A 19,859-nucleotide genomic window follows, 5' to 3' on the forward strand; every position below is an offset into this window, starting at 1 on the left:
TCTTTTTTGTGAAAATATTAGAAACCGTAGGTTTCTTTTATATTTTCACCTTTTCTCTTTTGAAAATATATAAAATCCTGAAAGGATTTTAAGTATGTTTTTACCTTTTTTTCTTTTATTTTTTTAATACTAATTTATAAAATTAATAATAAATAATTAACATAAATTATAAAATAACCTAACAATATATCGTTAAAAAATATTTAAATATAAATGTGGAATTAAATTAAATGAGTGATATTATGATAATAAGACCAAGAAGGTTGAGAATAAATCAGAAAATGAGAGATTTAATAGGAGAAACTGTTCTAACAAAAAATGATTTAATAATGCCTCTATTTGTAGATGAAAACCTAAATACAGGGAAAAAAGAGATTCCTTCAATGCCAAATCAATACAGATTTAGCATAGATGGAGTAGTTGAAGAGTGTAAATATATAGCAGATTTAGGTATTCCTGCGGTAATACTCTTTGGAATTCCAAAATATAAGGATGAAATTGCTTCATCAGCATATGATAAAAATGGAGTAATTCAAAAATCTATAAGGAAGATAAAAGATGAGATTGGAGATGAACTTCTTGTTATAGCAGATACCTGTTTATGTGAATATACATCCCATGGACATTGTGGATTGATTAATAATAACAAAGTTTTAAATGATGAAACTCTTGAAATACTTTCAAAAATAGCTTTATCCTATGCTGAAAGTGGAGTCGATATTGTTGCCCCCTCTGATATGATGGATGGAAGGGTTGGAAAAATAAGGGAAACATTAGAGGACAATGGTTATAAGGATGTGGTTATTATGAGTTATGCTGCAAAATACGCCTCATCATTTTATGGACCATTCAGGGATGCCGCAGAAAGTTCCCCAAAGTCATCTATAAAGGATAGAAAAACATATCAAATGGATTATAGAAATTCAAGGGAAGCCATGAGGGAAATTGAATTGGATATTAAAGAAGGGGCTGATATGATATTGATTAAACCTGCAATTTCTTATTTGGATATTTTAAAAATGGCTAAGGAAAATTTTAATATTCCAATTGGTGCATACTGCGTAAGTGGAGAATATTCTATGATTGAAGCCGCTGCTCAAAGAGGGTGGTTAAATAGAGAAGAGGCAATTATGGAAACATTATTGAGTATAAAAAGGGCAGGAGCGGATTTTATAATTACATATTGGGCTAAAGAAGTTGCAGATAACTTTAACATATTTAATATTTAAATAAATAACAGTATCTAAAAATTTATATACTATGTAATATAATTAATTATAGAACCTTCTTAGCGAAAATTTTCGTTAAATATTAAACATAGCTTAAAAATAATTAGATAGGTGGTATAATGCCAGGAACAAAACCAGTAGAATTGGGTTCAATGAAGGAAGGACAATATATTATGATAGATGATGTACCCTGTAAAATTGTAAATATTACAAAGTCAAAACCTGGAAAACACGGTGGAGCTAAGGCAAGAATTACCGCAATAGGTATTTTTGAACCAGTTAAAAAAGAAATCGTAGGTCCTACATCTTCAAGAGCTGATGTTCCAATTATAGACAAAAGAAAAGGACAGGTTTTAGCGCTTATGGGAGATCAAGTTCAAATTATGGACTTGGAAACCTACGAAACCTTAGAAATCCCAATGCCCGACGATGTAGAAGGATTAGACAGTGGTGTTGAAGTAGAATACTTTGAAGCAGTTGGGAGATACAAGATTACAAGAGTTATAAGCAAATAATATTTTAGTTTTTTTAATATATTTACTTTTTTATTGTAATATATTTTTTATCTTATTTTATTATTTATATATAAATAGTAAGTAATAAACTGAATAAATAACTAAAAACATAAATACAACTATGTCTATGGCTTTTAAAGAATTGTATGCTTTATCAATATCTATTTTACCGCATCCAAGTTTATAATACCCTATTTTTTCAAGAGTCATATTTAATCCATTGGAAAGGGTAGCCATAGTATATCCAGAATTTAGAGATGGTGTTTTATGGCCCTCCTTTAAAAATCCATATAGTGCTTTTTTTACATCCCCTCCATAAAGTGGTGCAGAAATAATCAGCAAGATTCCAGCAATACGGGAAGGAATAAAATTAAGTAAATCATCCAAATATGCCGCAAACTTTCCATAGTATTCATATTTTTCATTTCTATAGCCTATCATAGCATCTAAGGTATTTACAGTCCTATATATAAATGCACCGGGAAGACCAAACAAAGCTGCATAAAATAAAGGGGCTACAATACTATCGGTAATATTTTCCGATGCACTCTCAATTGATGCAGATAAAATGTGTTCTCCATCTAATTTTGAAGCGTCCCTGCTTACAATACATTGAACAGATTCTCTTGCATTCTCCAAATCATTATTTTTTAAATAATCTATTGGTTTTTTTGAAAAAATTAATAGTGATTTATACCCGATAGTTGTTGAAAGAATAAATGAATATATACTATATTTTATATATTTTACAATGATATAGTTATTTGGTATTTTATTTATAATGGTTTCAAGTATGTAGGTAGTTGTAAAAACAATAATTACAACGGATAATACAGTTAAAACTCCAAAAACAAAATCTTTAATCTTATTTTTTGAATAGGATGATTTAAATAATTTTTCAAAAAAATAGATAGCATTACCAATCCACACAACAGGATGGATTTTTTCAGGGGGTTCGCCAAATATCCTATCGAATATAATTGATATAATCAATATGGTTGGATTAATCATAATCTCACAATTTAGGGTTTTAAAATTTAAATTTATAAATTACAATTTTCCAAGGGCATCGAGAAATTTTTTTGTTCTCTCTTTTTTGATTTTGTTGTATTTTTCCAGCTTTTCAATATTTAGTCCTTTATTTTTTAAAATTGATTTTAAGCTATCTATGGGTGCCATGCTTTTTAAAATCTCTTCAATATCTACTTTTTTATATTTAAACTGTTGAACAACATTCCAATCATGAATTAAATATAACGCTGCTCCTCCAATATTTTTTAAAGGTATGTCATATTTTGGGAGCTCCCGTTCAAGTAAAAATTTTAAATCAAGAACATCCAATGCATTTATACCCTCAATATTTATCCATTTCAAATTAGTTCTTGATGGTGTAATCAATATAGATGGAAACATATTTGACCGAGCCCTTTCATCTGGGGTATTGTATAGGTAATATTTAAATAAGTCCTGCGAAAAATATTTTATCGGAATTTTAAAACATATATCCTCTGAAATTGTTTTTTCCAGATTAAGACCTGTGTTAAGTTCTTCTATTGGTCTTCCATGTTTATAGAGTCCCAGTTTTTCCATCTTTTCTTTTATCTTTAATTTTTTTATTTTTAACTCATCCAATGTTCTAACATCGATTATTCCATATTCAACCTCATTAACTTCAAAATCTACCATAATATTTTTATATTTATTGATTAATTCCCTCTGATATGGGGACAGTTGTTTTTTCAATTTTTTTTCTATTTCTTCTTCTATTTCATTTTTATAGGCCATAAGATAAGATAGTGCGAGGGTTTTTTTTACATAACTGTCATTCAGTAGTTTGTTTTTTGAGTAATTTTTTTTTAAAGAGGTTATTAGTGCATCGCCATAATTTTTTCTAATATAGCCTTCGTAATCTTCATCTTCTATTTTTACTCGTTTAAACTTCCTTTTTCCATTTTTCATTACAATTAATGTCATTGTTATAGAGCTTAAAACACCTCTGCCTTCAGATTCAAACAAATTTAAAAGTTTTTTATATGTGTTAATAAAAAGTGGCGGCATATTTAACAGCAATTCCTTCTGGGAACCTCCATAGGGTAAAAAACAGATTATTTTTTTATTTCCCATAGGTTCTTGTAAATGTCCCAACGCTATTTTATGAGATGTTATGGCATATTTTACCCTTTCCAATGCACCTTTTTTTTCATCAACTATTCTTCTAAGGTAGGAGGTATAGTTTTTTATTTCATAAATATCGCTTTCATCACTACCTTTTAATTTTCCTACGCCAATAAATGGAGTATCAAACCCTTGCAACTCCATTTTTTCTTTTAAATCCTCTAAAATTTCTAAATTTTTGTTTAATTTTATTATTAATTCTTTATATGTGGTGCTATCTAAGTATGAATGTTTTAAAAATTTTGAAGATATATCTTCTTTAAATTTTGACAATTCATCTAAAAATTCATTGCATCTTCTTATTAATTCACTACTATCCATATTTTCACATACATTTAAAATTAATAAAATTAAAAAGAAATATTTTAACATAGATTTATAAGATAGCATATAATAAAATATAATATGTAAATTAAATATTAGTGGCTTCAATAGATTTTTTTAATATTCTCCTATATTTTCCGTATTTGTCTTCTATTGAAAATCTAGGGGGCTTAACTGTTATGGTTTTTTTGTTACATTCACTACAAAAATCTTTTAATGTGTATTTCCCACATTTTGGACATTTTTTCATACGCAAAATATCGCCTTTTATTATTAATTACTTTCTCTAACAAAACTACCTTCTCCACCTTTATATTTTTTAATGTAATTTATGGCAGCATTTGCAACAATTTTCAATACCTCTTCACCACTTTTGTAATCTGGGGAGAGTATTTCTATTCTATACTTTGGAGCTCCGATATATCTTATATCTACATTAACATCCTCATAGGGGTTGGAGTTTAAAGCCTTTTTAAGCGCATTTTTAATTACTTTAATACCATCTGATTCAGCTGTCGTCAAAGTTAAAATACCATCTACCTCAACATTTGTTAACTCAATATTTTCTTTTGCTACTTCATATAATGCGTTGGCCCATTCTTCTGAAATCCCAAGATTCTTTAAAATATCTTTCCCCTCAATGATAATATATTCTAATGCCTCGTAAAGTTCTCCAAATTCTTCTTCCAATGTGTGACCTACTTCTTCCCATGATTCTTCAAGGGATTTTCCAAGTTTAGCCCCTGCAAATTCAAGTAGTTTTTCAGCCCTTTGAAGTCTTTTCCATTCTTGAACTTTTGCCTTTTTTTGTTGGTCTGTAACTCTTTTCAATGAAAGGTCAATCTGTCCTTTTCTTTTATTTACTCTCATTACCTTGGCTACAACTCGCTGACCTTTTTTAACAAAGTCCCTTATATTCTTAACCCATCCAGAAGATACCTCTGATATATGTACCATTCCCTCTTTTTTGGGGTATTCCAATAGCTCTACAAACGCACCAAATGGTTTGACATCAATAACTGTTCCTATAACAATTTCTCCTTCGTCTGGATAATCTTTTTTCATAATTTCACCTTACATATTTACATAACTATAAATATATATAATAATAATATTTTTTTGAAATTTTATATTTTTATATAATAATATATTTTGAATAGGAAGGCATCCTTATACAAATAGTTATATTTAAAATTATTATAAAAAGTTATATATTATAAAACTTAAATTATGTGGTATATTCTGAATTCAATTTCACATAATCATGCCCTAAATCACAACCATAAGATGTGTTTTCATAATTTCCAATTTTTAAATCAACTACTATTTTTATTTTATCATTTTTCATAATCTCCTCTGCAAGCTTTAGCTCTTTTGTTCCCTCGTCAGCAATTGGGACACCATCTCTAACAAGATAAACCTCTTTTTCAAAATCGGAAATTAACACATCCATTTTATCCATATCCATCTCTACACCGCTGTATCCAACTGCGGCAGTGATTCTTCCCCAGTTCGGGTCTCCCCCATAAAGTGCAGTTTTTACAAGCAAAGACCTAACAATAGATTTTGATGCTTTTACTGCATCTTTCTCTGATGCACAACCCTTTACACAAACTTCCATAAGCTTGGTGCTTCCCTCTCCATCCATCACAATCATCTTTGCCAGTTCTGTGCATATGTATGTTAATGCATTATCAAAGAGCTCGGCACATTTTTTATATTTAACTCCACTTTCACCATTTGCAAGAATAAACACTGTATCATTTGTGCTGGTATCTCCATCCACAACAGCGTTGTTAAATGATTTATCCACGGCATTTTGAATGGATTTTGTTAAACCGTCATTGTTTATTTTTATATCAGTTGTAATAAAGCACAACATTGTTGCGTGTAACATATTAGGTGCTATCATACCAGCTCCTTTTGCTATTCCTCCAATTTTTACAGTTTTTCCATTCACTTCAAATTCCACTGCAATGGTTTTTGGAAACCTATCCGTTGTCATTATTGCTCTTGCTACGCTATTGTTGTCGCTTTTTTCTTTTAACTTAGTATGTGCTTTTTGCATCCTGTCTTTTATAATGTCCATTGGCATCTTTCTCCCAATTACTCCCGTAGATGCTATTAGGATGCTATTTTCAGGAATATCCAACAATTTTGCAGTTTCTTTTATCATTTCCTTTGCATCGTAGTATCCATTTTTTGTAAAGCAGTTTGCATTACCACTATTTGCTATAATTGCTCTTATTTTTTCTCGGTTATTTTTTAAAATTTCCTTTGATAGATTTACAGGATGTGCCACAACCTTATTTGTTGTAAAGGTTGCAGCAGCTACGCAGTCTTTTTCTGAATATATTATTCCTACACCGTATTTTCCTTCTTTAACTCCATTTGCTTTAAATCCTTTTGGGGCAATTACGCCATTATCTATTATTTTAAAGTCCATATTTTCACCAGCAATTTATTTAAAATAAAAGTAAAAAATTTAGAATTTATTAAATATTTTTTATTAATGCATAATATAATATAAAACTGTTGGAAATACAAGAACACTCATCATATAAGACATATTTACCTTAGATTTTACACACAATATTCCAATACAGGCTGATATTGCATATACTACAAGGTAGTAAAATAAATAATTTGAAAAATACCCCAATATAAAAACAACGGCACTACAGAATAGGACTAAATAAAATGAAATTTTTCCATAGTTGACATAAGAGATATATCTTAAAAAATATTTTGAGACAGAGCACAAAATGGCGTACCCTACTCCAGCCCCTATTAACATATAAACAATAATATTAAAATGTAAGTTAATTGATAGATTTTTTATTGCTACGGCTGTTCCGCTTCTTCCGTATCCAATTAACAAAAGGGCAAGAATGGAAAAAACCTCGTTTGAAAGTGTAATTGCCCCCTGAGACACTAAGAAATTTTTTATGTTGTTCTCTCTTATGAGTTTGCTTAAAAAGAAATTTATCTGAGCTCCGCCAATGGCTGGTAAAAATATTCTTATAAATCCGCCAATGGTTCCAACAAAAACATATTTTAAAATAGATACATTTAAATTAGGAAATGTAATGATTTGATGATTTATTTTATTCTTTTTTAAATTCTCCAGCAATAGGGGAATACCAAACATTCCTGTAAATATTGCAGTTAATATATTACTAACAGACGAATGATTATATAGCACTTCAATACCGAACAATCCAGATAAAATTATAACAACAATACTCCAAAACCTGTTTTTTGAAAAAATAACGGATATAAATAGTAATAAAATCAACACATATGGAATAAAAGGTTTAAATGATTGATATGTTCCATATATATCTATATTTATGAATAACAATATAAAAAATAAAAAAATAGAAATGATTATCCCAAAAAACCCTCCAAATCCGCACAACATTACTCCTTCATATCCGTATCCTTTTAAGGTTAGGTTGTGTAATGGAAGGACAGAGACAGCAGTTTCATCGTCTGGAACACCGATAAATGACGAAGGTATGTAATTTATAAAATAATGGGTAATTACTATACCTATTAAAAAACACACATAATTTTGAGAACCAATATATGGAAGTATTAAGAGTGAAATTGGTATGAGGGTATTTGGATGAATGCCAGGAAGTAACCCTGTAAAGGTTCCACAAATACATCCTAAAAACAAAAAAATTAAATTAAATGGGTTAATTGCCTGATTCATCCTCACACCATTTACATTTTTTATAACCTAGTTCTTTTGCATCCTCCTCAGAATAGAAGTAAATTCTATTATCTTCTTTTATTTTCTTCCCATATGGACAGTTTTTAGATGTATGATATGTTTTTCCATTTTTTGAAGCATAAATATTAGTTGGGGTTGGAGACAAATATATATCTCTTTTAAAATTTTTCTTTTCAATTAATTTAAAATTGGATATATTATCTAATACTATCTCGTAGAGTCCATTGTATACTTTAACAGTTCCAATAACTTCAACTATATCCCCTTCTTTAATCGTAGGATTTGTACTTTTAATATAATTGGTTAAATCTTTATTTACATTCTTAAATGCATATATCCTTAAATCTCCCCCAGAATCATCCCTTATTTTGATATATTTAATTTTTTTGATATGTCGATACTTATCCCTAACTAATTTTATACCTTGAATAACTCCTGTAATCTTGACATAATCCCCTTCATTAATATCCGCTATTTTTATAGTTCTTGGTGTGAGCTCATAAAAATGTAAAAATACAACCCCCATCAAAACTGCTCCAAAACATATAGCCATGATTCTTTTTTCTGTTAGTTTCATAATTAATATTTAGTTTATTAAGATATTTATATTTTTTCACCTATTTTTTGTTTTATATATTATTTTATATTTTATTGATATATTATTACCACTAGTGAATTAAATTTAGATTTTTTGATTATAGAAAAGTTTATATACTAAAATAACTTACTTCATTTTGCGTTTTGATATGTAAAATTGAACTATTAGGGCAGTGGCTCAGCCTGGTTAGAGTGCTCGGCTGATAACCGAGTGGTCCGGGGTTCGAATCCCCGCTGCCCTACTTTTTATTTTAGAATGATATATTTATAAATTTACATATATTTTATGTTCCATATTATTAAAAGAAAAAATTATTCAGTTTTTAATTTTTTAATCTCATTTCTTAATTTTAAATTCTCAATGAAATTAACTAAATCACCATTGGTTTTTTCCAATAAACTTCTAGATATGTCTTGTTTTCTCCTTAGACCGTCTATTACATGGTAATAGTCAAATTTCATTATAAACTCATATATTTTTTCCATAAATCCATAATATTTTTCAGCATCTTCAACATTGTCGTTTTTAATTGACTCTAAAACCATCCTTCTTAATTCGCCTATGACATCGCAAAGTCCGAGAATATAATTTTCTGGTTTTACATCATTTTCCTTAAATTCAGAATATTCTAAAAATTTGTTATTAAATACAATATTGTAAAATACAATAGCTTCCACATATTCCTGCTGAGGTGTGTTTAGGTATTTTTTAAAATCATCATAGTTTTCCACCATTGTGTTTAGTTCTCTAAGTTTATCAGTTAGTTCATCAAATGAAATATTTTTATTTAATTTTTGAATATGCTTTATATATTCATTGCAATCTCTCACTACCTCTCTTGAAAATTTTAATATTGCTTCTCTTAGATTGTCTTTTTCTTCGAAATATTTAATTAATTTTGCATTGTCCATGCAATCACCAAAAACTTTATATAATATTCAATTTCAATAATGTATATCTTTTTAATTATTTAATAGTGCCTAAGGGTTAAGTATATATATAACAATACTTAACACTAATAAGGCATTATGTCGAAAAACCTGAAAAGGCATTTATGCTACTGACAGGTTTAGTTTTTTTAAATTATTATAATTAAATGTCAGTTAATAATTTTTTAATTATAAATTGCAAAAATCATCTAATTGTATTAAAAATTAAAGCTATTAGGAGGTTATACAATGGGTATGAAAAGAAATAGACCTCGTAGGGGTTCTTTGGCATTTAGCCCAAGAAAAAGAGCAAAAAGACCAGTACCAAAAATCAGGTCATGGCCAAAGGATGAAAAAGTTAGACTTCAAGCATTCCCTGTATATAAAGCAGGAACAACACATGCTTTGATTAAAGAAAATAACCCTAAAAGCCCAAATACAGAACAGGATGTATTCACACCAGTTACAGTATTGGAAGCTCCCGATATTACAGTAGCTGGAATAAGAGTTTATGAAAAAACTACAAAAGGTTTAAAAACATTAACAGAAGTTTGGGCTGAAAACTTAGACAAAGAGTTAAACAGAAAAATAACCGCACCAAAAGAGCCAAAAGCTAATGTGGAGAAATTAGATGAAGTAGCAGACAAAATTGCAGAAGTAAGAGCAATTGTTCATACAAATCCAAAAAACACAAACTTGCCAAAGAAAAAACCAGAAATAATCGAGATAAGAATCGGTGGAAAAGACATCAGTGAAAGATTGGCATACGCTAAGGAAATACTTGGTAAAACATTATCAATAAATGATGTATTTACAGACGGTGAATTCATAGACACCATAGCAATCACAAAAGGTAAAGGATTCCAAGGACCTGTTAAAAGATGGGGTATTAAAATACAGTTCGGAAAACACCAGAACAAAGGTGTTGGAAGACACACCGGTTCTATCGGTCCATGGACACCAAAGAGAGTTATGTGGACAGTTCCTATGGCTGGTCAGGTAGGATACCACCAAAGGACAGAATACAACAAGAGAATCTTAAAAATAGGGAACAATGGAGAAGAAATAGTTCCAAAAGGTGGATTTTTACACTATGGAGAAATTAAAAACAACTATGTTTTAGTTAAAGGTTCAGTTCAAGGACCTGCAAAAAGGATGGTTGTATTAAGAGGAGCTATAAGATGTCCAGAAGACAAGTTTGGATTGCCAGAAATAACATACATAAGTAAAGAATCCAAGCAAGGGAATTAAATAATTAAAAAATAAATAAAAACACGGATGGGTGTTATAATGAAGGTTAAAGTTTATAACATGGATGGTTCTGAAAAGGGAGAAACCGAATTACCCGCGGTATTTGAAACAGAATACAGACCAGATTTGATTAAAAGAGCGTTCTTATCCTCATTAACTGCAAGATTACAGCCAAAAGGCGTAGATTTAATGGCAGGAAAAAGAACCTCTGCAAAATCAATAGGTAAAGGACACGGTAGAGCAAGAGTTAGAAGAACAGGACAAGGACAGGCGGCATTTGTTCCTCAGGCAGTAGGCGGGAGAAGAGGCCACCCCCCAAAAGTGGAAAAAATACTCCACGAAAGAATAAACAGAAAAGAAAGATTGAAAGCATTAATGAGTGCAATTGCTGCATCAGCAAACCCTGAAATTGTAAAAAGTAGGGGACACATCATTGATGAAGTTCCATCAGTTCCATTAATCGTAGATAACGAATTTGAAAACCTTAAAAAGACAAAAGAAGTTTTGGAAACATTCAAAAACTTAGGTTTAGACAAGGACGTTGAAAGAGCTAAGGATGGAATTAAAATTAGGGCTGGAATTGGTAAATTAAGGGGAAGAAAATACAGAAAACCAAAAAGTGTTTTAGTTGTGGTAAGCAGCTTATGCGATGCTGTTAAAGCTTCAAAAAATCTTCCTGGTGTAGATGTAATTACAGCTGATGACTTAGGGGTAATGCACATAGCACCTGGTGCAGACGCTGGAAGATTAACATTATGGACCGAAAAAGCTGTGGAAAAATTAAATGAAAGATTCTAATATTTTAATTTACTTTATTAATTCTTAGATATTTATTCTTATATTGAGGTGATGGCATGGATGCCTTTGATGTTGTCAAAATGCCAATAATTAGTGAAAAAACAATGAAACTCATTGAAGAAGAAAACAAATTGGTATTTTACATTGATAAAAAAGCTACAAAAGCTGATGTTAAAAACGCTATTAAGGAATTGTTTAATGCAGAAGTAAAGGATTTAAACACATTGATTACCCCAAAAGGTCAGAAAAAAGTATATGTAAAATTAAAAGATGAATACGATGCAGGAGAAATTGCAGCTAATTTAGGTATTTACTAAATCCACAGGATATTGCATCGAAAATAACAGTTTATTCATGATTTAAATGATATTAGGGGAAATAACTTAATTAATTATTGAGGAATAATTTACTTAAAACAGGAGCTCATAGGTGATATAATGGGTAAAAGACTAATGTCCCAAAATAGAGGTAGGGGAACTCCAAGATATACCTCACCAACCCATAAGAGAAAAGGAGAAGTAAAATATAGAAAATTTGATGAGATGGAGAAAAAGGACAAAGTCCTTGGAACAATTGTAGATATACTTCACGACCCTGGAAGAAGTGCCCCAGTAGCTAAGGTAAGATTTGAAAATGGAGAAGAAAGATTAATATTGGTTCCAGAGGGAATGAGAATCAATGAAGAAATTGAATGTGGTATAAGTGCGGAAATAAAACCTGGAAATGTTTTGCCATTGGGCGAAATACCAGAAGGTATACCAGTTTATAACATTGAAACAATCCCTGGAGACGGGGGAAAACTTGTAAGGTCTGGTGGATGCTACGCACACATTATTGCACATGATGTTGGTAAAACAATCGTAAAATTACCATCAGGATTTATAAAAACATTGAATCCAATGTGTAGGGCAACAATTGGTGTAGTTGCAGGTGGAGGTAGAAAAGAAAAGCCTATCACAAAAGCAGGTAAGAAATACCATGCTATGAAGGCTAAGGCAAGTATCTGGCCAAAAGTTAGGGGTGTGGCAATGAACGTTGTGGATCACCCATTCGGTGGTGGAAGGCACCAGCACACAGGAAAACCTACAACAATTTCAAGAAAAACATCTCCTGGTAGAAAAGTAGGACATATAGCTGCAAGAAGAACAGGAAAAAGATAAATAAAACATGGTTTGAAATATAATTTTATGATGAAGAATGTAAGATGGGTGAAAAGATGGCTAGACAAAAAAAATTTAGCGGTAAAGGAAAGTCTAGAAGGAAATCTAAAACAAAAAAAGTGGCACCAAGAAGAAGATTGGAGTTTAAATACAAAGGATATACATTAGAGGAGCTCCAAGAAATGCCCATGAAGAAGTTCATGGAATTAATTCCTGCAAGACAGAGAAGAAGTATGATGAGAGGGATTGCACCTAAACAGAGAAAATTGGTAATAAAAATTAAAAAGGCAAGAAGATTATTAAACAGAGGAAAAGAACCAAGAGTAATTAGGACACATTGTAGGGACTTTGTGATTACTCCCGATATGGTTGGATTGACCTTTGGAATCTACAACGGTAAAGAGTTCCAAGAAGTAAAAATAGTTGAAGAAGCTATTGGAAGATACCTCGGAGAATTCGCACCAACAAGAAAAATTGTTCAGCACGGTTCCCCAGGTATGGGAGCTACAAGAGGTTCCATGTTCGTCCCTATTAAATAAGTTTTTTTATTTTTTTCTTTTTTTTAATTTATATTTATAGATTTAAATATTATAATATATTGTCCCTAATAACAGTGATAACTATATAAGTTTATAAAATTTAAATATTATATAATAAATTTATAAAGTTATAATATGAGGTGAAATTGTGGAGAATAATATTGATAATAAAAAAGAACATACTGGGGATTCAAATAAATTAAATTCTATCATGACTACATATAATACATCTTTTAAAAACGGCTTATCATCAGAAGAAGCTAAAAAACGGCTTGAAAAATATGGATATAATGAGATTGGTGAAAAAAAAGTAAATCCAATTATAAAATTTTTATCTTATTTTTGGGGTCCAATATCTTGGATGATTGAAATAGCGGCTATTTTATCTGCATTAGTTAAGGACTGGGCAGATTTTGGTATGATTATGGTACTTCTTATCGTTAATGGTGTTGTTGGTTTTTGGGAGGAACATAAAGCAGAAAATGTAGTAGAGGCTTTAAAACAAAAAATGGCATTGAAAGCAAAGATTTTAAGGGATGGTAATTGGAAAACCATACCTGCAAAATACCTTGTGCCAGGAGATATTGTAAGAGTAAAGATAGGGGATATTGTACCAGCAGATATGATTATAGTGGATGGAGATTATGTTTCTGTGGATGAATCTGCACTTACTGGGGAATCATTACCTGTGTCTAAACATATTGGGGATGAATTGTATTCGGGTTCAATAATAAAAAGAGGGGAGGTTATTGGAGTTGTAAAAGCTACTGGAATAAATACCTATTTTGGAAAAACAGTAAAATTGGTAGAAACTGCAAAAACCATTAGTTCATTCCAAAAGATGATAATTACTGTGGGAAATTATTTAATAATACTTGCAATAATTCTAATTGCCATCATATTTGCAGTTTCAATATATAGGCATGAGAGTTTAATTGAAACATTAAGGTTTGCATTGGTGCTTGCAGTGGCTTCCATACCCGCAGCTATGCCCGCAGTGCTTTCTATTACTATGGCAATTGGAGCTCTAAATCTTGCAAAAAAACAGGCAGTTGTAACAAAATTGGTATCCATAGAGGAGCTCGCAGGTGTGGATATATTATGTTCCGATAAAACAGGAACCCTTACAAAAAATCAACTGGTTTGTGGGGAGGTTGTTCCATTTAATAGTTTTAAAAAAGAGGATGTAATAACCTATGCAGTATTGGCTTCAAGATATGAAGATTCCGATGCCGATGCCATAGATATTGCGATATTAAATGAGGCTAAAAAACTTGGTATTTTTGATAAACTAAAAAAATACAAATTATTAAATTTTGTTCCTTTTGACCCAGTTATAAAAAGAACTGAGGCTACTGTATCATCGGGTAAAGAATCATTTAAAACTGCCAAGGGAGCTCCACAAGTGATAGCTGATTTATGCAATTTAGATGATAGCACAAAAATTGAAGTGTCAAAAGTTATAGATAGATTGGCAGAACAAGGATATAGGGCGTTGGGTGTAGCTGTTAATAGAGGCAATGGATGGGAATTTGTAGGCATTATACCATTGTATGACCCACCAAGAGAGGATGCACCAGAGGCAATTTCATGTATAAAAAAATTAGGTGTATTTGTTAAAATGGTTACAGGAGACCATATAGCCATAGCAAAGAATATAGCAAGAATGCTTGGTATAGGGAATAATATAGTTTCCATGACTGAACTTCTAAAGATGAAAAAAGAATCAGAAATGGAAAAATTGGTGGAGGAGGCAGATGGCTTTTCTGAGGTATATCCAGAGCATAAATATAAAATAGTAGATATTCTTCAAAAAAAGGGACATTTTGTTGGTATGACGGGAGATGGGGTAAATGATGCACCAGCACTTAAAAAAGCAGACTGTGGTATAGCTGTGGCTGGAGCAACGGATGCTGCAAGAGCTGCCGCAGATATAGTGCTTCTATCTCCTGGTATATCGGTAATCGCAGACGCTATTACTGAGGCAAGAAGAATATTTCAAAGGATGGAATCTTATATAACATACAGAATAGCTGAAACCATAAGAATTTTGTTTTTTATGACTTTATCAATACTTGTGTTTAATTTCTATCCCATTACTGCATTGATGGTAGTTCTTTTAGCACTTTTAAATGATGTGCCAATACTTGCAATCGCCTATGATAATGTAATTGAGCAAAAAAAACCTGTTGTATGGGAGATGAAAAAAATACTGCCCATATCCACAGTTCTTGGATTGGCCGGATTGGCGAGCTCATTCTTAATATATTACATTGTAGAGATGCTATATCCTGGTCAATATGGGTTTATTCAGACATTCATATTCTTAAAACTTATAATTGAAGGCCATTCTACTATATTTGTTACAAGAACAAAGGATTGGCTATGGTCAAAACCCTACCCTAGTCCAATACTGTTTTGGGGAATAATGCTTACAAATATTATTGGGACGCTCATTGCAGTGTATGGCATATTTATAACTCCAATAGGGTGGAAGTGGGCAATATTTATTTGGATATATGCGACAGTTTGGATGTTTATAAACGATATTGTTAAAAAAATAATGGTAAAAAAGCTGAATATGTAATTTAAATATATAATTTTATATTTATTTTTATTTTCATTATTCAGCCATCATTTTCATAATCTTCTTTTTTAACTCATTTAAATTAATGCCTTTTTCAGTAGATATTTTTAAAACATCCATGTTTTTATCCTTTAAAAAATCCTCTATTTTTTCAAGGTTTTTCTCGTAACCTTCAACATCAATTTTATTTATTGCCACAATTATTGGCACTTTAAAGGTTTTTTCAATTTCATTCAATAGATTCAGCTGTTCTTCAACAGTATAACCGCAATATTCTGTTGGGTCTATTATATATACTATTGAATCAGCAAGATAGTTCAAAGCCACAACTGCGTGGAGCTCTATATCATTTCTTTCATAAATGGGTCTATCCAAAACACCTGGTGTATCTACGAACTGAATTCCATAGTCAGAATATCCAACATTTAATCCTTTTGTTGTAAATGGATAGGCATTTACCTCCGGCTCTGCATTTGTTAATTTTTTCAATAAGGTGGATTTACCAACATTTGGATATCCTGCTATTACAACGGTTGGAATATCTTTTACAGTTGGAATGTTCTTTAATTTTTCCCTTGCAACAGCAATACATGCTAAATTAGGGTATATTTGCTTTAAAACTGACGAAGTCCTTCCTAAAAATTCCTTTCTTATGATTGAAGTTTGCTGAGCAGTTCTTGCCCTCCTTATCTTCCTTGCATATGTATTTCCAAGTTTCTTGATAAATTCAGAAGCCCATTGTAGAGCTCCGAGAGATTTTTTAAATTCATCGGTGTCTATCAAAATTTCAAGTATCTCTCTATAAAATGGATTTAAATTATCTACTGATGGAGTTTTTGCTATGATGTTTGCTAAATAATCCCCTATAACTGAGGTGGTTGTTCTTACCTTGTGTTCTTCAATTATTCTTGATTTATACAAACTCTCTCCACGGGTGGTTTTTCGGAGCTCACCTGCAACTTTTTCAGCCCTGTTGTGTGCCTTATCCATGAGCTCATCTGGATATAATATTGTAGGTATCTTTCTAAATGGGTTTGCTTCTATTCTTTTTTTCATAATATCACCTGAACATAGTGAAGGTGAGCTATAAAACTCGAAGAGTTTTATTCAATCACCTGAATGAAATGAAGGTGAGCTATAAAACTCGAAGAGTTTTATTCAATCACCAAAATAATTCCTATTACTCTATAATTAATATTGTTTTTAAAATAAATAATTAAATAAAAAAGTATGGATATAAGAAAATAAATAACATGCCTTATCCTATTAAAAACTTTTTATATTTAAATATTAAATTTGTTATATTCCTTATATCTTTGCCCTGTGTTTTTGCCTCATTTAAATATATTGAATACAACTGTTTTGTCAAAATATTTGGATTTGATTTCCAATTTTCAGCGTGAAGCATTAAATCAAAACATCGTGCTTCACTTTCCGTTAAATTCAATCTTTTATATATTCCTAAATGGGTTTTAAATGTTGGATTTTTGTCAATGGGGGTATTTAAAATTAAATCGCACAGTTCAGTTTTTGGTATTGGCTCTGCAATGGATACAAAAACATCGTCGAGCTCGGCATCAACAATAAAATCCTTCGTGAGTAAATAATCCACTTCCTTTTCCTCAGGATATCCAACGATAAAACTTCCTCCAACCTTCACGCCACACTCTTTTGCCAAATTTATGGCATTAAGATTTTTTTCTCGATTTGTTCCCTTTTTCATGGATTTTAATATTTTGTCACTTCCGCTTTCTATGCCATAAAATACCCACCCAATTGTGTATTTTTTAACGGCATTTAAAGTGTCTTCATCAACATAATCCACCCTCATATCTGGTACGGATAGGTTTTTATTTCCAATTATCTTTGAAACATTCTTCAAAAGTTCAATGAACATGGATTTATTTACTTCTTTTTTAAAGTTGTATAAACTTCCTGTTCCGCCACTTATGGCTATTCTTTTAACGCCTTTCTTTTTAAATTCTCTCACTTCCTCTAAAACCAATTCCAAAGGCTTGCTCCTTATGTCCTTTCCAAAAAACTTTGGAACTTGGCAAAATGTGCAGTTTCCTATGCATCCCCTATGGGTTTCAATATATACATTTGCACCCCTTATGCTCTGAGCTCCTATATCCTTTGGTATTAGTGGTTTTGAAAAATCAAGTTTTGGTTTTGATTTTGGTTTATTTATTACTATATCTCCATTTTCTAAGTATGCAAGCCCTTCTTTATCTCCTTCTATTATATTCGGGGTAATTATCTCTCCCTCTCCTAATATAACTCCATCAACATTTAATTCATTTAATACAATCTCAGGATAGGCAGATACTGGACCGCCAACGAATATTTTTGTTTTTTTTCTATTGTTATTTTTACTGTTTTGTAGGAGCTCTATAACTTTTTTTAAGTTTTCGTCTATAATATGTAAGGTCGAGTATAAACTTAAAAGAACAAAATCGGATTTTAAAAATAGGTTTATACTAGTTTTATTAAGAGTTTTAACTAATTTAATATCATATTTATTTTTAAATTTCTCTTTTAACACTCCACCAATAAGCATTGCACCATAGGTGTAATAATTAGGTGAATAAATAGTTATTTTTTTCATTTTACCACATGGCAACAGTAATGGGGTGATTGTTGAATTCAAGATATGGATTTTTTTTCACCATCAATATGGCATCTGAACCATCATCATAATATTTTGGTAGCAATCTTTTATCGTTGTATCCTCTTCTGTAATAAAATTTTCTTGCATTTATGTTGTTGAACCTTACTTCAAGGACAATATATTTTGCATTGCATTTTGTAAATAAATATTCCTCTACGGCGTTTAATAAAAGAGTTCCTATACCTTTGTCTCTATGGCTTTTATCTACTGCAATAGAAACAATATGTCCATTTCCCCACTCCATTACTGCTATAACATATCCAATTATATTTCCGTTATGAGTATCCTCTGCCACCAAAAATCCGTCTGGAAAAGATATATATAATTGTCTTATCAATAGGGGCGGGTAGTTATATTCAAAAGATTCCTTTTCTATTTCAATTATTCTATCTATATCCTTTTCCCTTAATTTTCTAATTTTAACCATTATTTTCACATAATTTAGTTGTAAATTACAATAAAAATATAAAAAATATAAAATAAAAGCAAAATAAATTTCATTATTTATTCATTTTTCATTTTTTAATTTTTCCAGTATCAATTCAGCAACTTTTTTACCTGAAAGATACATCCCTCCAAATACTGCTCCCATCCTATATGAACCATGAGCAGCATTTGAAGCCATTCCACAAACGAATAATCCTGGGAATATCTCTCTTGTGTTCCTTAAAAGTGAATTTTCTCCCTTTTCTGCCCATAATGACTTTTCTCCTGGAACTTCAATATTCAATTCCTTATTTTTTCTAGCAAGGGTATTTGTAACGGATGCTTCATGACCTGTTGCATCAACTACATACTTTGCATTTATTGTTAATGGGTCAATATGGAAACCTGCTTTTTCGATGGCATAGGAGTTAATTACAACCCCTGAAACCTTATTTTCTTTTAATATTAAATCTTCTACTATTATACCCGTTAAAATTTTTGCTCCCGCATCTATTGCTCCAACTCCTAATTTTGCTGGAACTTCAACGGAATCTGCAACATACAATCCACCATCTGCTTCTTCTAATTTAATACCTGCTTCTCTTAGTATCTCATCAGCAGGTTTTTGAACTGTAATGTATGGGAATCCCATACCTCCGCCCCATGTTCCTCCTCCAAATGATAGGTGTCTTTCTAACACTAAAACTTTTACACCTTCCTTTGCCAAGTATTTTGCAGCTGTTAGTCCACTAGGTCCTGCTCCAACGATAACAACATCGACTTCAAGTATATCCATCCACATTTTGAATGCGGAGTTTAAAATAGCTTTTGATACATCTTTTTCCTCAACTTTTAATTTAATATCCATGTTATCACCTATTATTTACTCTTATAATTATTTTTGTTATTGTTTAT

At 31.0% G+C, this 19,859-nt stretch carries 20 protein-coding genes and 1 tRNA gene; 9 read left to right on the top strand and 12 right to left on the bottom strand.

Annotated elements, in window-relative coordinates; genetic code table 11:
• Positions 1 to 242 precede the first annotated feature (242 nt).
• Both hemB and F7B34_RS03730 read left to right on the top strand, forming a co-directional pair.
• A complete protein-coding gene (gene hemB / locus F7B34_RS03725; RefSeq protein ID WP_292460466.1) occupies positions 243 to 1,229 on the top strand; it encodes a porphobilinogen synthase in 987 nt (328 codons plus the stop codon).
• Between the two features lie 119 nt (positions 1,230 to 1,348).
• A complete protein-coding gene (locus F7B34_RS03730; protein ID WP_292460467.1) occupies positions 1,349 to 1,744 on the top strand; it encodes a translation initiation factor IF-5A in 396 nt (131 codons plus the stop codon).
• Positions 1,745 to 1,804: 60 nt separating this feature from the next.
• Here F7B34_RS03730 and cbiB read toward each other — a convergent pair whose 3' ends face one another.
• The 7 genes from cbiB to F7B34_RS03765 all read right to left on the bottom strand — a co-directional run bounded on the left by cbiB (position 1,805) and on the right by F7B34_RS03765 (position 8,562).
• Positions 1,805 to 2,755 (bottom strand): adenosylcobinamide-phosphate synthase CbiB, encoded by a 951-nt coding sequence (gene cbiB / locus F7B34_RS03735; protein WP_292460468.1) that lies wholly within the window; start codon positions 2,753 to 2,755, stop codon positions 1,805 to 1,807.
• A gap of 39 nt (positions 2,756 to 2,794) precedes the next feature.
• Positions 2,795 to 4,240 (bottom strand): DUF530 family protein, encoded by a 1,446-nt coding sequence (locus F7B34_RS03740; protein ID WP_292460469.1) that lies wholly within the window; start codon positions 4,238 to 4,240, stop codon positions 2,795 to 2,797.
• Between the two features lie 91 nt (positions 4,241 to 4,331).
• Entirely contained in the window at positions 4,332 to 4,499 is a 168-nt protein-coding gene (locus F7B34_RS03745; protein ID WP_292460471.1) for an RNA-protein complex protein Nop10, read from the bottom strand.
• A 17-nt stretch (positions 4,500 to 4,516) separates the two neighbouring features.
• On the bottom strand, positions 4,517 to 5,308 hold the full coding sequence (locus F7B34_RS03750) for a translation initiation factor IF-2 subunit alpha (RefSeq protein WP_292460473.1): 792 nt from the start codon (positions 5,306 to 5,308) through the stop codon (positions 4,517 to 4,519).
• 163 nt (positions 5,309 to 5,471) lie between these two features.
• Positions 5,472 to 6,689: a bifunctional ornithine acetyltransferase/N-acetylglutamate synthase gene (argJ, locus tag F7B34_RS03755; RefSeq protein WP_292460475.1), complete on the bottom strand. Its 1,218-nt coding sequence runs from the start codon at positions 6,687 to 6,689 to the stop codon at positions 5,472 to 5,474.
• A 63-nt stretch (positions 6,690 to 6,752) separates the two neighbouring features.
• A complete protein-coding gene (locus F7B34_RS03760) occupies positions 6,753 to 7,964 on the bottom strand; it encodes a tripartite tricarboxylate transporter permease (RefSeq protein WP_292460476.1) in 1,212 nt (403 codons plus the stop codon).
• Positions 7,948 to 8,562, bottom strand: coding sequence for an OB-fold nucleic acid binding domain-containing protein (locus F7B34_RS03765; RefSeq protein WP_292460478.1), 615 nt, complete (start codon positions 8,560 to 8,562; stop codon positions 7,948 to 7,950). Before F7B34_RS03765 ends, F7B34_RS03760 begins: the two co-directional genes overlap by 17 nt.
• A gap of 187 nt (positions 8,563 to 8,749) precedes the next feature.
• Between F7B34_RS03765 and F7B34_RS03770 the strand changes: the two genes are divergently transcribed.
• Positions 8,750 to 8,824 (top strand) — tRNA-Ile (locus F7B34_RS03770).
• A gap of 70 nt (positions 8,825 to 8,894) precedes the next feature.
• Here F7B34_RS03770 and F7B34_RS03775 read toward each other — a convergent pair.
• Positions 8,895 to 9,494, bottom strand: a complete 600-nt coding sequence (locus F7B34_RS03775; protein WP_292460480.1) for a haloacid dehalogenase — start codon at positions 9,492 to 9,494, stop codon at positions 8,895 to 8,897.
• A gap of 267 nt (positions 9,495 to 9,761) precedes the next feature.
• Between F7B34_RS03775 and F7B34_RS03780 the strand changes: the two genes are divergently transcribed.
• The 6 genes from F7B34_RS03780 to F7B34_RS03805 all read left to right on the top strand — a co-directional run bounded on the left by F7B34_RS03780 (position 9,762) and on the right by F7B34_RS03805 (position 15,847).
• On the top strand, positions 9,762 to 10,763 hold the full coding sequence (locus F7B34_RS03780) for a 50S ribosomal protein L3 (protein WP_292460481.1): 1,002 nt from the start codon (positions 9,762 to 9,764) through the stop codon (positions 10,761 to 10,763).
• A gap of 39 nt (positions 10,764 to 10,802) precedes the next feature.
• On the top strand, positions 10,803 to 11,561 hold the full coding sequence (rpl4p, locus tag F7B34_RS03785; RefSeq protein ID WP_292460483.1) for a 50S ribosomal protein L4: 759 nt from the start codon (positions 10,803 to 10,805) through the stop codon (positions 11,559 to 11,561).
• Positions 11,562 to 11,617: 56 nt separating this feature from the next.
• Positions 11,618 to 11,878 (top strand): 50S ribosomal protein L23, encoded by a 261-nt coding sequence (locus F7B34_RS03790; RefSeq protein WP_292460484.1) that lies wholly within the window; start codon positions 11,618 to 11,620, stop codon positions 11,876 to 11,878.
• 120 nt (positions 11,879 to 11,998) lie between these two features.
• Complete coding sequence (locus F7B34_RS03795) at positions 11,999 to 12,721, top strand: 50S ribosomal protein L2 (protein WP_292460486.1); 723 nt, start codon at positions 11,999 to 12,001, stop codon at positions 12,719 to 12,721.
• Positions 12,722 to 12,777: 56 nt separating this feature from the next.
• Positions 12,778 to 13,260: a 30S ribosomal protein S19 gene (locus F7B34_RS03800; RefSeq protein ID WP_292460488.1), complete on the top strand. Its 483-nt coding sequence runs from the start codon at positions 12,778 to 12,780 to the stop codon at positions 13,258 to 13,260.
• A gap of 211 nt (positions 13,261 to 13,471) precedes the next feature.
• Positions 13,472 to 15,847 carry a plasma-membrane proton-efflux P-type ATPase gene (locus F7B34_RS03805; protein ID WP_367116341.1) on the top strand — a complete coding sequence of 792 codons (2,376 nt, stop codon included), beginning with the start codon at positions 13,472 to 13,474 and terminating at the stop codon, positions 15,845 to 15,847.
• Positions 15,848 to 15,883: 36 nt separating this feature from the next.
• Here the strand turns inward: F7B34_RS03805 and F7B34_RS03810 are convergent, their stop codons facing one another.
• From F7B34_RS03810 to F7B34_RS03825, 4 genes are all read right to left on the bottom strand, one after another.
• On the bottom strand, positions 15,884 to 16,903 hold the full coding sequence (locus F7B34_RS03810; protein WP_292460490.1) for an NOG1 family protein: 1,020 nt from the start codon (positions 16,901 to 16,903) through the stop codon (positions 15,884 to 15,886).
• 202 nt (positions 16,904 to 17,105) lie between these two features.
• Entirely contained in the window at positions 17,106 to 18,455 is a 1,350-nt protein-coding gene (locus tag F7B34_RS03815) for a methyl-coenzyme M reductase glutamine C-methyltransferase (protein ID WP_292460491.1), read from the bottom strand.
• Between the two features lies 1 nt (position 18,456).
• Positions 18,457 to 18,945, bottom strand: a complete 489-nt coding sequence (gene rimI, locus F7B34_RS03820; RefSeq protein WP_292460492.1) for a ribosomal protein S18-alanine N-acetyltransferase — start codon at positions 18,943 to 18,945, stop codon at positions 18,457 to 18,459.
• An 81-nt stretch (positions 18,946 to 19,026) separates the two neighbouring features.
• The gene (locus F7B34_RS03825) at positions 19,027 to 19,812 is read right to left on the bottom strand and encodes a sulfide-dependent adenosine diphosphate thiazole synthase (RefSeq protein ID WP_292460493.1); all 786 of its coding nucleotides are present in this window, start codon (positions 19,810 to 19,812) and stop codon (positions 19,027 to 19,029) included.
• Between the last annotated feature and the right edge of the window lie 47 nt (positions 19,813 to 19,859).

Source organism: Methanothermococcus sp., assembly GCF_015523155.1.
Taxonomy (GTDB): Archaea; AGJL01; Methanococci; order Methanococcales; family Methanococcaceae; genus Methanofervidicoccus.